This is a genomic window from Thermus kawarayensis JCM 12314, assembly GCF_055393575.1.
Genome location: NZ_AP043756.1, coordinates 1,420,943 through 1,433,193 on the forward strand (window position 1 = coordinate 1,420,943; position 12,251 = coordinate 1,433,193).

The 12,251-nt window shown below is 68.1% G+C and carries 11 protein-coding genes; 5 read left to right on the forward strand and 6 right to left on the reverse strand.

Annotation, left to right across the window (positions count from 1 at the left end; genetic code table 11):
• Positions 1-17: 17 nt before the first annotated feature.
• From ACZ5RK_RS07955 to ACZ5RK_RS07965, 3 genes are read left to right on the forward strand one after another with little or no spacing between them, the layout of a single operon-like run.
• Complete coding sequence (locus tag ACZ5RK_RS07955; RefSeq protein ID WP_464908715.1) at positions 18-974, forward strand: 2-oxoacid:ferredoxin oxidoreductase subunit alpha; 957 nt, start codon at positions 18-20, stop codon at positions 972-974.
• A 14-nt stretch (positions 975-988) separates the two neighbouring features.
• A complete protein-coding gene (gene nifJ, locus ACZ5RK_RS07960; RefSeq protein WP_464908716.1) occupies positions 989-3,526 on the forward strand; it encodes a pyruvate:ferredoxin (flavodoxin) oxidoreductase in 2,538 nt (845 codons plus the stop codon).
• Between the two features lie 2 nt (positions 3,527-3,528).
• Positions 3,529-4,527 carry a dihydroorotate dehydrogenase-like protein gene (locus tag ACZ5RK_RS07965; protein ID WP_464908717.1) on the forward strand — a complete coding sequence of 333 codons (999 nt, stop codon included), beginning with the start codon at positions 3,529-3,531 and terminating at the stop codon, positions 4,525-4,527.
• On the opposite strand, the gene ACZ5RK_RS07970 is transcribed toward ACZ5RK_RS07965, so the two are convergent.
• Positions 4,493-4,741 (reverse strand): HTH domain-containing protein, encoded by a 249-nt coding sequence (locus ACZ5RK_RS07970; protein WP_054647130.1) that lies wholly within the window; start codon positions 4,739-4,741, stop codon positions 4,493-4,495. The genes ACZ5RK_RS07965 and ACZ5RK_RS07970 overlap by 35 nt on opposite strands.
• Before the next feature lie 34 nt (positions 4,742-4,775).
• Between ACZ5RK_RS07970 and polX the strand changes: the two genes are divergently transcribed.
• A complete protein-coding gene (gene polX, locus ACZ5RK_RS07975) occupies positions 4,776-6,503 on the forward strand; it encodes a DNA polymerase/3'-5' exonuclease PolX (RefSeq protein WP_464908718.1) in 1,728 nt (575 codons plus the stop codon).
• Here the strand turns inward: polX and ACZ5RK_RS07980 are convergent.
• Together ACZ5RK_RS07980 and ACZ5RK_RS07985 are read right to left on the reverse strand one after the other, a co-directional pair.
• Positions 6,481-7,140 carry a type-5 uracil-DNA glycosylase gene (locus tag ACZ5RK_RS07980; RefSeq protein ID WP_464908719.1) on the reverse strand — a complete coding sequence of 220 codons (660 nt, stop codon included), beginning with the start codon at positions 7,138-7,140 and terminating at the stop codon, positions 6,481-6,483. The two genes, polX and ACZ5RK_RS07980, sit on opposite strands and share 23 nt — an antisense overlap.
• Positions 7,140-8,705, reverse strand: a complete 1,566-nt coding sequence (locus ACZ5RK_RS07985) for an acyl-CoA carboxylase subunit beta (RefSeq protein WP_464908720.1) — start codon at positions 8,703-8,705, stop codon at positions 7,140-7,142. The genes ACZ5RK_RS07980 and ACZ5RK_RS07985 overlap by 1 nt, the downstream gene beginning before the upstream one ends.
• Positions 8,706-8,775: 70 nt before the next feature.
• Between ACZ5RK_RS07985 and ACZ5RK_RS07990 the strand changes: the two genes are divergently transcribed.
• Positions 8,776-9,192, forward strand: a complete 417-nt coding sequence (locus ACZ5RK_RS07990) for a hypothetical protein (protein WP_464908721.1) — start codon at positions 8,776-8,778, stop codon at positions 9,190-9,192.
• A gap of 142 nt (positions 9,193-9,334) precedes the next feature.
• Here ACZ5RK_RS07990 and ACZ5RK_RS07995 read toward each other — a convergent pair whose 3' ends face one another.
• From ACZ5RK_RS07995 to ACZ5RK_RS08005, 3 genes are read right to left on the reverse strand one after another with little or no spacing between them, the layout of a single operon-like run.
• Positions 9,335-10,276 (reverse strand): electron transfer flavoprotein subunit alpha/FixB family protein, encoded by a 942-nt coding sequence (locus ACZ5RK_RS07995; RefSeq protein ID WP_464908722.1) that lies wholly within the window; start codon positions 10,274-10,276, stop codon positions 9,335-9,337.
• A 9-nt stretch (positions 10,277-10,285) separates the two neighbouring features.
• Positions 10,286-11,029 (reverse strand): electron transfer flavoprotein subunit beta/FixA family protein, encoded by a 744-nt coding sequence (locus tag ACZ5RK_RS08000; RefSeq protein WP_054647622.1) that lies wholly within the window; start codon positions 11,027-11,029, stop codon positions 10,286-10,288.
• Between the two features lie 11 nt (positions 11,030-11,040).
• Positions 11,041-12,186, reverse strand: coding sequence for an acyl-CoA dehydrogenase family protein (locus tag ACZ5RK_RS08005; RefSeq protein ID WP_464908723.1), 1,146 nt, complete (start codon positions 12,184-12,186; stop codon positions 11,041-11,043).
• Positions 12,187-12,251: the final 65 nt, after the last annotated feature.

The following is a 12,251-nucleotide window of genomic DNA, read 5'->3' on the forward strand; positions in this document are numbered from 1 at the left end:
GGGTAGAGGTGAAGCCTATGCGCCCCATCACCGTGGACGGCAACGAGGCGGTGGCCCGGGTGGCCTACCGCCTTTCCGAGGTCATCGCCATCTACCCCATCACCCCCAGCAGCCCCATGGCCGAGCTTGCCGATGAGTGGGCGGCCCGGGGGGAGCCCAACCTCTTCGGCCTCCCCCCCAGGGTGGTGGAGATGCAGTCGGAAGGGGGGGCCGCAGGGGCCTTGCACGGCGCCTTGCAGGAAGGGGCCCTGGCCACCACCTTCACCGCCAGCCAGGGCCTCCTCCTCATGATCCCCGACATGTACAAGATCGCCGGCCAGGCCCTCCCCGGGGTCATCCACGTGGCCGCCCGGGCCCTGGCCACCCACGCCCTCTCCATCTTTGGGGACCACCAGGACCTCTACGCCGTCCGCCCCACGGGGTGGGCCATCCTGGTCTCGGACTCGGTCCAGGCGGCCCAGGACCTGGCGGCCATCGCCCACCTCTCGGCCCTCGAGGCCAGCCTCCCCTTCCTCCACGCCATGGACGGCTTCCGCACCTCCCACGAGGTGCAGAAGATCCTGCCCCTTTCGGACCGGGAGCTCAAGGCCCTTTTCCCCTACGAGGCCCTGGAGGCCTTCCGCAGGCGGGCCCTCACCCCCGAGGCCCCGGCGATCCGGGGCACGGCGCAGAACCCCGACCACTACTTCCAGAACCGGGAGGCCATCAACCCCTACTACCTCAGGCTCCCCCAGGTGGTGCAAAGGGCCATGGACCGCTTCGCCGAGGTCACGGGCCGGCGCTACCGTCCCTACGAGTACCTGGGCCACCCCGAGGCGGAGCGGGTGGTGGTGGTCATGGGCTCGGCCTCCTGGAGCGTGGAGGAGGCGGTGGACCACCTCCTCCGGCAGGGGGAAAGGGTGGGGATGGTGCGGGTCCGGCTTTACCGGCCCTTCCACGCCGAGGCCTTTCTCGAGGTCCTCCCCCCACCCTGAGGAGGCTCGCCGTCTTGGACCGGGGGAAGGAGCCCGGGGCCGTGGGGGAGCCCCTCTTCCAGGAGGTGGCGGCGGCCTTGGCCTTGAAGGGGGGGGAGGTGCCCGTGGTGGTGGGCGGGCGGTACGGGCTTTCCTCCAAGGAGTTCACCCCCGCCATGGCCCTCGGGGTCTACGAGGAGCTCAAGAGGGAGCGCCCGCGCCACGGCTTCACCGTGGGCATCGTGGACAACGTCACCGGCACCAGCCTCGCCTACCCCGAGGTGGACTTTGAGGACCCGGCCTCGGTGCGGGCCGTCTTCTTCGCCCTAGGCTCCGACGGCACCGTCTCCGCCAACAAGAACACCATCAAGATCATCGGGGAGGAGACCCCCCTTCACGCCCAGGGCTACTTCGTCTACGACTCCAAGAAGTCGGGCTCCCGCACCGTGAGCCACCTGCGCTTCGGCCCCAACCCCCTGAACAAGCCCTACCTGATCCAGAAGGCCAGCTTCGTGGGCATCCACCAGTGGGGTTTCCTGGAGCGCTTCCCTATGCTGCAGGTGGCCGAGGAGGGGGCCACGGTCCTCCTCAACAGCCCCTACCCCAAGGAGGAGGTCTGGGACCGCTTGCCGAAACCCGTGCAGGGGGCCATTCTAGAGAAGAACCTCAAGGTCTACGTGGTGAACGCCTACGAGCTGGCCCGGAAGGTGGGCCTTCCCGGGCGCATCAACACCATCATGCAAGCGGCCTTCTTTAAGCTCTCCGGGGTCCTCCCCGAGGAGGAGGCCAAGGCCCGCATCAAGAAGGGCATCGAGAAGAGCTACGGCAAGCGGGGGCGCACGGTCTTGGAGCGGAACTTCCAGGCGGTGGACCTGGGCTTTGAAGCGGTGGAGGCCCTGCCCGTGCCGGGGCGCGTGACCTCCCGGAAGGAGCTCATCCCCCCCATGGTGGGGGACCCGCCCCCTTTCGTGCGGGAGGTGTTGGGCCCCATCGCCCTGGGCCTGGGGGATGCCCTGCCCGTATCCGCCTTTCCCCCGGACGGCACCTACCCCACCGGCACGGCCCGGTACGAGAAGCGAGGGATCGCCGAGTTCGTGCCCACCTGGGACCCCGAGGTCTGCGTCCAGTGCGGGAAGTGCGTCCTGGTCTGCCCCCACGCCGTGATCCGGGCCAAGGTGGTGCCGGAGGAGGCCCTTCTTGGCGCACCCCCGGGGTTCCCCCACCGCAGGGCCATGTGGAAGGAGCTTTCCGGGGAGTTCGTCCTCGCCATCAGCCCCGAGGACTGCACGGGGTGCTCCCTCTGTGTGGAGGCCTGCCCGGCCAAGGACAAGCGCAACCCCAGCCGCAAGGCCTTGAACATGGCCCCCCGCCTCGAGGTCCGGGAGGCCATGAACGCCCACTGGGACTTCTTTCTCTCCCTCCCCGAGACCCCGAGGGCGGGCCTCAAGCTCCACACGGTGAAGGACGTCCAGCTTCTCCCGCCCCTCTTTGAGTTCCCCGGGGCCTGCGCCGGGTGCGGGGAGACCCCTTACCTGCGCCTCCTCTCCCAGCTCTTCGGCGACCGCCTCATCGTGGCCAACGCCACCGGGTGCAGCTCCATCTACGGGGGAAACCTCCCCACTACTCCCTGGAGCAAGAACAAGGAGGGCCGGGGCCCCGCCTGGGCCAACTCCCTCTTTGAGGACAACGCTGAGTTTGGCCTCGGCATGCGCCTGGCCCTGGACAAGAAGGCGGAGTACGCCAGGAGGCTTCTTCCCGAGTTCCGGGAGGTTCTGGGAGAGGCCCTCGTGGAACGGCTTCTTCGGGAGGTGGGGCCTGAGGAGGTGGAGGAAAGGCGGCGGGACGTGGCCCTCCTTCGGGAAAGGCTTGCGGGCTTCGGGGATTCCCGGGTCAGGGACCTCCTGGCGGTGGCCGACGCCCTCATCCCCCACTCCGTCTGGATCGTGGGCGGGGACGGCTGGGCCTACGATATCGGGTATGGGGGCCTGGACCACGTCCTGGCCAGCGGGGCCAACGTCAAGGTCCTGGTCCTGGACACCGAGGTGTACTCCAACACCGGCGGCCAGGCCTCCAAGGCCACGGGCCTGGGGGCGGTGGCCAAGTTCGCCATGGCGGGCAAGCCCACCCCCAAGAAGGACCTGGCCTTCATGGCCATGAGCTACGGCCACGTCTACGTGGCCCAGATCGCCATGGGGGCCAACGACGCCCACACGGTAAAGGCCTTCCTCGAGGCCGAGGCCCACCGGGGCCCCGCCCTCCTCATCGCTTACAGCCACTGCATCGCCCACGGCATCGACATGGCCAAGGGCATGGACCACCAGAAGCTGGCGGAGCGCACCGGCTACTGGCCCCTCTTCCGCTATCTGCCGGGGGAGGGTCTGAAGCTGGACTCCAAGCCCCCCACCCTGCCCCTCAAGGAGTACCTCTACGCCGAAAACCGCTACCGCCTCCTCCTGCAGACCCATCCCGAGGGCGCCGAGGCCTTTTTGCGCCTGGCCGAGGAGGCGGTGCGGGAGCGGTGGGAGCGGCTTACGCGCCTGGCGGTGAAGGAGGCCTTGGCCTCTGGGAGGTGAACATGGACCTGAGGACCACCTATCTCGGTTTAGATCTGGCCCATCCCCTGGTGGCCTCCGCCTCTCCCTTCACGGAGAGGCTGGACGGCTTCCTGCGCCTGGAGGACGGGGGGGCGGCGGCCATCGTCATGCACTCCCTCTTTGAGGAGCAGGTGACCCTCGAGGAGGAGATGCTGGACCACTACCTCCACTACGGCCACGAGAGCTACGCCGAGGCCCTTTCCTACTTCCCCCGGGCCCACGAGTACCGCCTCACCCCGGAGCGCCACCTGGACCTCCTCGCCCGGGCCAAGGAGCGGGTTTCCGTACCCATCATCGCCAGCCTTAACGGGGTGAGCCGGGGGGGATGGGTGGAGTACGCCAGGCTTCTGGAAGACGCCGGGGCCGACGCCCTGGAGCTCAACCTCTACTACATCCCCACCGACCCCGCCCTTTCCGGGGCCGAGGTGGAGGCCATGTACCTGGACACCATCCGGGCGGTGGTGGAAAGCGTGGGGATCCCCGTGGCGGTGAAGGTAGGCCACGCCTTTACCGCCTTCGCCCACTTCGCCAAGCGGGTGGAGGGGACCGGGGCCCGGGCCCTGGTGCTCTTCAACCGCTTCTACCAGCCAGACTTTGACCTGGAAACCCTCTCCGTGGTGCCCACCTTAAGCCTTTCCCGCCCCTACGAGGTCCTGCTCAGGCTCCACTGGGTGGCCCTGCTCTACGGCCGGGTGAACCTGGAGCTGGCCCTCACGGGCGGGGTGCACTCGGGAAAGGAGGCGGCCAAGGCCCTCCTGGCGGGGGCCCAGGTGGCCATGATGACCTCCGCCCTTTTGGAAAAGGGCCCCCGCCACTTCCAGACCGTCCTTTCCGAGCTCAGGGCCTTCATGGAAGAGAAAGGCTACGAGAGCGTGGCCGAGATGCGGGGCGCCATGAGCTACGAGAAGGTGGCCGAGCCCGCCGCCTTGGAGCGGGCCAACTACCTTAAGGTGCTGGGTTCTTACCGCCTTCTTCCCTGAGGGCGTAGAAGCCTTTCCCTAGGGCCACCACCGGGCTTCGCGTCCACCTCGCCAGGGCGGAGAGGCGCACCTTGGCGATCTTCTCCGGTTCCTTGACCGCCTCCCAAAGGCCCATCTCTTTGAGGCGGCGGCCGATCTCCGTGTAGTGGAGGGGGCGGCCTTCGGCTTCCAGGAGGGCTACCACGGCCTTGCGGAAGCGGTCTGGCCTGGGCATGGCTCGGCCTTCAGTATACGCGTATAGTGGGGCCATGAGAAACCAGGAGCTGGCCCGCATCTTTGAGGAGATCGGGCTCATGAGCGAGTTCCTGGGGGACAACCCCTTCCGGGTGCGGGCCTACTACCAGGCGGCCCGCACCCTCTACGACCTGGACACCCCCATAGAGGAGATGGCCAAAAAGGGAAAGGAAGCCCTCTTGGAGCTTCCCGGGATCGGTCCCGACCTCGCGGACAAGATCCTGGAGTTCCTCCGCACGGGGAAGGTGGGGAAGCACCAGGAGCTTTCCCAGAAAGTTCCCCGGGGAGTCCTTTCCGTCATGGAGGTCCCGGGGGTGGGTCCCAAGACCGCCCGAACGCTCTACGAGGCCCTGGGCATAGACTCCCTGGACAAGCTCAGGGAGGCCTTGGAGCGGGGGGACCTTACCCGGCTCAAGGGCTTCGGTCCCAAGAAGGCGGAGCGTATCCGGGAAGGCCTCGCCCTGGCCCAGGCGGCGGGGAAGCGGAGGCCCTTGGGGGCGGTGCTCTCCCTGGCGCGGAGTCTCCTCCAGGCCATCCGGGAGCTTCCCGGGGTGGAGAGGGCCGAGCTTTGCGGCTCGGCCAGGCGCTACAAGGACACCGTGGGGGACCTGGACTTTTTGGCGGCCAGCGGGGAGGGCGAAAGGGTGGTGGAAGGCTTCGTGCGCCTTTCCCAGGTGAAGGAGGTCTACGCGAAGGGGAAGGAAAGGGCCACGGTCTTCCTGAAAAACGGCCTCCAGGTGGACCTCAGGGTGGTGCCCCCGGAAAGCTTCGGCGCAGGCCTCCAGTACCTCACCGGGAGCAAGGCCCATTCCATCAGGCTCCGGGCCCTCGCCCAGGAGAAGGGCCTGAAGCTTTCCGAGTACGGGGTCTTCCGGGGGGAAAGGCGCATCGCCGGGGAGACCGAGGAGGGAGTCTACGCCGCCTTGGGCCTCCCCTGGATCCCGCCCCCCCTCCGGGAGGACCAGGGGGAGGTGGAGGCCGCCCTGGAGGGCAGGCTTCCTAAGCTCTTGGAGCTTTCCCAGGTCAAGGGGGACCTCCAGGTCCACTCCACCTACTCCGACGGCCAGAACACCCTGGAGGAGCTCTGGGAAGCGGCCAAGGCCATGGGCTACCGGTACCTGGCCGTGACCGACCACTCCCCGGCGGTGCGGGTGGCCGGGGGGCCTTCCCCAGAGGAGGCCCTGAGGCGCATAGAGGCCATCCGCCGCTTTAACGAGTCCCACGGGCCACCCTACCTTTTGGCCGGGGCCGAGGTGGACATCCGTCCGGACGGCACCCTGGACTACCCGGACTGGGTCTTGAGGGAGCTGGACCTCGTGCTCGTTTCCATCCATTCCCGGTTCAAGCTTCCCAAGGCCGACCAGACCAGGCGCCTCCTCAAGGCCCTGGAGAACCCTTTTGTGCACGTCCTCGCCCACCCCACGGCGAGGCTTCTGGGCCGCAGGCCCCCCGTTGAGGCGGACTGGGAGGCCGTCTTCCGGAAGGCCCTGGAGCGGAGGGTGGCCGTGGAGATAGACGGCTACTACGACCGCATGGACCTCCCCGACGACCTGGCCCGCATGGCCTACGGGATGGGCCTCTGGATCAGCCTCTCCACCGACGCCCACCAGACGGAGTACCTCCGTTTCATGGAGCTCGCCGTGGGCACGGCGCAAAGGGCCTGGATCGGTCCCGAGCGGGTGCTGAACACCTTGGACTACGAGGCCCTGATGGCTTGGCTCAAAGCCCGGCGAGGCGCTTAGCCTCCATGAGGACCTGAAGGAACATCTCCCGGGTGAGTCTCCCGGTTTGGGTGTTCTGCCGGGAAACGTGGTAGCTGGCGAGGAGGTGCCTTCCCCCGGGAAGGGGGTAGTGGGCCCCGTGGCGGAAGGGGTAGGGGGCCTTCCTCAGGCCGAAGTGGGCGAGGAGGGCCTCGAGGGCCACCCTTCCCAGGGCCAGGTAGACCCGCACCTCGGGGAGGAGGGCGAGTTCCACCTCGGTCCACCGGGCGCAGGTGCGGAGCTCCTCCCGGGTGGGCTTGTTCTTGGGCGGTGCGCAGCGCACCGCCGCGGTGAGGTAGACCCCGTGAAGCCTTAGGTCGTCCCCGGGGCGGCTTTCCGGCTTGCTGGATAGCCCCGCCTCATGGAGCAGGGGGTAGAGGAAGGCCCCGGAGGCGTCCCCGGTGAAGGGGCGGCCCGTGCGGTTGGAGCCGTGGGCCCCGGGGGCGAGGCCGAAGAGGAGGATCCGGGCCCTGGGGTCCCCGAAGCCCGGGACCGGCCTCGCCCAGTAGGGCTCCCCGCGGAAGGCCCGCTTTTTGCCCGCCACCTCCTCCCGCCAGGCCACCAGGCGGGGGCAGAGGCGGCAGGCGGTGAGCTCCTCGCGGAAGGTCTCGAGGTCCATCACAGCGGAATGTTGTCGTGCTTCTTGGGAGGCCGCTCCTCCTTCTTCTCCCAGAGCATCCGTAGGTGCCGGTAGAGGAGGGCGCGGGTATGGGCGGGGTCAATGACGTCGTCAATGTACCCCCTGGCCGCCGCCACCCAGGGGTTGTCAAAGGCCCGGCGGTACTCCTCAATCTTCCTCCTCCGGGTCTCCTCGGGGTTTTGGGAGGACTGGATCTCCTTGCGGTAGATGATGTTGGCCGCCCCTTCCGCCCCCATGACCGCCACCGCCGCCGTGGGCCAGGCCAGGACCACGTCCGCCCCCATGTCCTTGGAGTTCATGGCGAGGTACGCCCCCCCGTAGGCCTTGCGCACGATGAGGGTGATCTTGGGCACCGTGGCCTCGGCGTAGGCGAAGAGCATCTTGGCCCCGTGGCGGATGATCCCCCCGTGCTCCTGGGCCACCCCCGGCAGGAAACCCGTCACGTCCACCAGGGTGAGGAGGGGGATGTTGAAGGCGTCCATGGTGCGGATGAAGCGGGCTGCCTTGTCCGAGGCGTTGATGTCCAGGGCCCCGGCCATGAAGCGGGGGTTGTTGGCGATGACCCCCACGGGGTACCCCCCAAGCCGCCCCAGGCCCACGATGATGTTCCGGGCGAAGCGGGGCTGGATCTCCAAAAACTCCCCCCCGTCCAGGAGGGTGCGGATCACCTGGTGCATGTTGTAGGGCCTTTTGGCGTCGGGGTGGACGATCTGAAGAAGCTCCGGGGTGGGGCGGAAGGGGTCGTCCTTGGGCTCCAGCACCGGGGGCTTTTCCCGGCTGTTTTGCGGGAGGTAGGAGAGGAGCCTCTTGATGAGGTCCAGGACCTCCCGGTCGTCCTCCCCCTCCAGGTGGGCCACCCCGCTTTTCTCCATGTGGACCTCGGCCCCCCCCAGCTCCTCAAAGCTCACCTCCTCCCGGGTCACGCTCTTGATGACCTCGGGGCCGGTGATGAACATGTAGCTGGTGCCCCGGCTCATGAGGACGAAGTCGGTCATGGCGGGGCTGTAGACCGCGCCCCCGGCGCAGGGGCCCAGGATGGCGGAGATCTGGGGCACCACCCCGGAGTAGATGGCGTTGCGGTAGAAGACCTCCCCGTAGCCCGAGAGGCTGTCCACCCCCTCCTGGATGCGGGCCCCGGCGGAGTCGTTGAGGCCGATGATGGGGGCCCCCACCTTGGCGGCCAGGTCCATGAGGCTGGCGATCTTGCGGCCGTGCATCTTGCCCAGAGAGCCTCCCAAAACGGTGAAGTCCTGGCTGAAGACGAAGACCGTCCGCCCCCCGATGGTGCCGTAGCCCGTCACCACCCCGTCGGCGGGGGCCTCGAGGCCCTCCATGAGCCCGGTTTCCAGGTGTTCGGCGAAGGGCATGAGCTCCACGAAACTCCCCGGGTCCAGGAGGTGGTCTATTCGCTCCCTTGCGGTGAGCTTGCCCTGCTGGTGCTGCCTTTGGATGCGCTCCTCACCCCCTCCCAGGAGCACCTTTTTGCGCCGTTCCTCCAGCTCTGCCAGAAGTTCGTCCAGGATGAGACGGGCGTTGTCGGCCATAGGTGAGGGCATGATACAATGCCCTTGGGCCCAGAGGGAAGCCCGGGCCTGAGCGGAAAGGAGGTGTTCCATGAAAAGGTGGCTTTATGCCCTTCTTGCCCTGGCGGTCCTGGCGTTCTTGGGCTGGGCCGGTTACCGGGCCTACACCTCTTACCGGGACCTGGCGGCCCGGGTGGACCTTTTGGAGACCAAGGTAAAGGCCCAGGAGGAAGCCCTAAAGGCGCTTTCTGAAAGGCTTTCCCGGGTGGAAGGGGAGGTCTTCAAGGCCCCGAGCCCGCCCCTTTCCCTGCCCGAGGTGCCCGCGCCCCAGGAAGCCCCGGCCTGGCCCTACGCGTTGGGGCTTTTGGTGGTCCTGGTCCTCCTTTACCTGGTCTTCCGCTTGCTCCGGCAAGGAGGACAGGAGCCGGGGAGGCGGGAGGAGGAAACCCCTTCCCCGAGCCTCGAGGAGGCGCGGATGGAGGAGGAGGGCGGCCCGCCCAGGGCCTGAGGCCACCCCCTCTGCGGCCTAGCCGCGCGGGCGCTTTCCCTTGATGTCCTTGCTCCCGTTTCCGGCCCGGGGAAGCCCCAAAGGAACCTTGCGCCGGGGCCCCCATGCTGGCTTGGGCCAGCATGGGGGGTGTAAGGGGTCCTCAGTCTTTCAGCTTCTTGACGGCTTCAATGAGGGCGGGCAGGACCTGGTGCACGTCCCCCACGATGCCGTAGTCGGCGTGCTTGAAGATGGGGGCCTCGGGGTCCTTGTTCACGGCCACGATGTACTTGCTCTTGTTCATGCCCGCCAGGTGCTGCACCGCCCCCGAAACCCCCAAGGCGATGTAGAGGGCGGGCTGGACGGTCTTGCCCGTCTGGCCCACCTGCTCGGCGTAGGGGCGCCAGCCCGCGTCCACCACCGCCCGGGTGGCCCCCACGGCCCCCCCGAGGAGGGCGGCGAGCTCCTCCACGCCTTTGAAGGCCTCGGCGCTTCCCATGCCCCGCCCCCCCGCCACCACCACGTTGGCCTCGGCGAGGGAGACGCCCTTCTTCTCCTCCTGGAGGCGCTCCAGCACCTCCACCGTGGGCACCTGGGGGACGGAGAGGGCCACCACCTCGGCCTCTCCCGCAAGGGGCTCGGCCAGGGGCGTGGTGTTGGGCTTCACCGTGAGGACCACGGGGAGGGCGGCCCGCACCTTCTCCGTGACCCGGTTCAGGTAGGCGTAGCGGGTGGCGTAGACCTGGTCTCCCTCGGCCCAGGAGTCCAGGGTGTCCTCCAGAAGCCCCGCCTTCAGGGCGTAGGCCACCCGGCCCAGGTAGGTGCGGCTCTGCCTCGAGGAGGGGGCCACCACCGCCTTCGCGCCTCCCTTGGCCGCCTCCAGGACCCCCGCCGCCCACTTCTCGGCGGTGTAGGGGCCTAGGGTGGCGGTGTAGAGGGTCCCCACGTGCTTGCGGGCCTCCTCCAGGGGGGCCTTCTCCTCGGCGAGGAGGACCCCGGCCACCTTCTCCCCCAGGGCCTCGGCCAGCCTACGGGCCCGGGTGAGGGCCTCGAGGCTCCCCTTCCTTAGCCTGCTCCCGTCGTGATCCAGAACCACCAGAACCATGGGCACCTCCTAGATGACCTTGGCCTCCTCGTGGAGAAGCCGCACCAGCTCCTGGGCCGCCTGCACGGGGTCCTTGCCGTCCAGGATCCTGCCGAGCCTGGCCTTTTCCTGGATCTCCTGGCCCAAAAGCTCCACCCTGGGGGCCACCGCCGCCTGTACCTTGCGGATCTCCTTCTTCTTGGCCTTCATGATGCCGGGCAGGGTGGGGTAGCGGGGCTCGTTCAGGCCCTGCTGGGTGGTGAAGACGGCGGGGAGCCTCACCCGCACCCACTCCGCCCCCTCGTCCAGGTCGTGCTTGGCCTTGGCTGTGTTCCCTTCCAGCTCGAGGGCGGTGGTCCAGGCCACCACCGGCACCCCTAGGGCCTCCGCCAGGGCGCCCCCCAGGGCCTGGCTGTCCCAGTCCGCCTGCTGCCCCCCGGTGAGGACCAGGGTGGGGGCCTCCTCCTTGAGCACCTCCGCTAGGGCCAGGGCCACGGCCACCGGGTCGGCGTAGCCCTCAAAGACCACGTGGACCCCCCGGTCCATCCCCATGGCCAAGGCGGTGCGGATGGCCTCCTCGGTGCGCTCGGGGCCAAAGCCCACCACCACCGCCTCCCCTCCGTGCTTCTCCTTGAGGCGGAGGGCTTCCTCCACCGCGTACTCGTCCATCTGGTCCAGGATCATCGTGGCCCCGGAGAGGTCCACCCGGTCCCCCTGGACCTTAAGCCTGCTCTCGCCGTCGGGCACCTGCCGGATCACCGCCACAAACTTCATCCCTCACCTCCTCACTCCGCCAGGATGTACCTGGCGATGATGAGCCTTTGGATCTCGTTGGTCCCCTCGTAGATCTGGTTGAGCTTCACGTCCCTGAGAAGCTTCTCCACCGGGAACTCCCGCACGTAGCCGTAACCGCCGTGGATCTGGATGGCCTGGTTGGCGGCCTCAAAGGCGATCTCCGAGGCGTAGGCCTTGGCGATGGCGCTGGCGTGGGCGTGGGGAAGGCCTTGGTCCGCGAGCCAGGCGGCGTAGTAGGTGTACGTGCGGGCGGTCTCCAGGCCGATGTACATGTCCGCCAGCTTGAACTGGATGGCCTGGAAGCCCGCGATCTTCTGCCCGAAGGCCTCCCGCTCCTTGGCGTACCTTATGGCCTCGTCCAGGGCGCGCCTCGCCACGCCTACGCTCCCCGCGGCCACGGGGATGCGGGTCTTGTTCAGGGTCTGCATGGCGATCTTGAAGCCCTCTCCCTCCTCGCCCAGGCGGTTTTCCACGGGCACCCTCACGTCCTCAAAGACGAGCTCGTAGGTGCCGCTGGCCCTTTGCCCCATCTTCCCGTGGATCTTCACCGCCTTAAGGCCCGGCGTGCCCTTCTCCACCACCAGGGCCACCACCCCCTTGTGGCGGAGCTCGGGGTTCACCGTGGCGAAGACCACCACCCACTCCGCCTCCCCGCCGTTGGAGATCCACATCTTGGTGCCGTTTAGGACGTAGTGGTCTCCCTGGCGGACGGCCCTGGTCTTTAAGGCGGCGGCGTCGGAGCCGTTTCCGGGCTCGCTGAGGGCGAAGGCGGCGAGGGCGGGCTTCTCGGTGAGGGGCCTGAGGAAGCGCTCCTTCTGCTCGTGGGTCCCCGCCAGGAGCACCGGGGTGATGCCCAGGTCGCTGGCCATGGGGATGGTGTAGATGCCCATGCAGGCGTAGGCCAGCTCCTCCCCCACGATGACCTCGTCCAGCATCTTGAGGCCCATCCCCCCGTACTCCTCCGGGACGATGGCGTTCAGGAGGCCAACTTCATGGAGTTTTTCTATAATAGGCCAGGGAACCTCCTCCTTCTCGTCGTACTCCCGGGCCACGGGGAGGATGACCTCCTTGGCGAAGCGCCGGGCCAGGGCCTGGAGCTGTTTTTGCTCCTCCGTGAGGCTGAAGTCTATGGGCATGCCGCACCTCCGAGGGCCAGGGGGCCCGCTCTTTGACCCAGTCTAAGATTTTGCCCCACCCCTGG

Coding starts and splice junctions, on each gene's coding strand:
- ACZ5RK_RS07970 (WP_054647130.1), bottom strand. CDS start 4,741: ATGCCCAGGCCAGACCGCTTCCGCAAGGCCGTGGTAGCCCTCCTGGAA.
- ACZ5RK_RS07955 (WP_464908715.1), top strand. CDS start 18: ATGCGCCCCATCACCGTGGACGGCAACGAGGCGGTGGCCCGGGTGGCC.
- polX (WP_464908718.1), top strand. CDS start 4,776: ATGAGAAACCAGGAGCTGGCCCGCATCTTTGAGGAGATCGGGCTCATG.
- ACZ5RK_RS07985 (WP_464908720.1), bottom strand. CDS start 8,705: ATGGCCGACAACGCCCGTCTCATCCTGGACGAACTTCTGGCAGAGCTG.
- ACZ5RK_RS07980 (WP_464908719.1), bottom strand. CDS start 7,140: ATGGACCTCGAGACCTTCCGCGAGGAGCTCACCGCCTGCCGCCTCTGC.
- ACZ5RK_RS08000 (WP_054647622.1), bottom strand. CDS start 11,029: ATGAAGTTTGTGGCGGTGATCCGGCAGGTGCCCGACGGCGAGAGCAGG.
- ACZ5RK_RS07990 (WP_464908721.1), top strand. CDS start 8,776: ATGAAAAGGTGGCTTTATGCCCTTCTTGCCCTGGCGGTCCTGGCGTTC.
- ACZ5RK_RS07965 (WP_464908717.1), top strand. CDS start 3,529: ATGGACCTGAGGACCACCTATCTCGGTTTAGATCTGGCCCATCCCCTG.
- ACZ5RK_RS08005 (WP_464908723.1), bottom strand. CDS start 12,186: ATGCCCATAGACTTCAGCCTCACGGAGGAGCAAAAACAGCTCCAGGCC.
- ACZ5RK_RS07995 (WP_464908722.1), bottom strand. CDS start 10,276: ATGGTTCTGGTGGTTCTGGATCACGACGGGAGCAGGCTAAGGAAGGGG.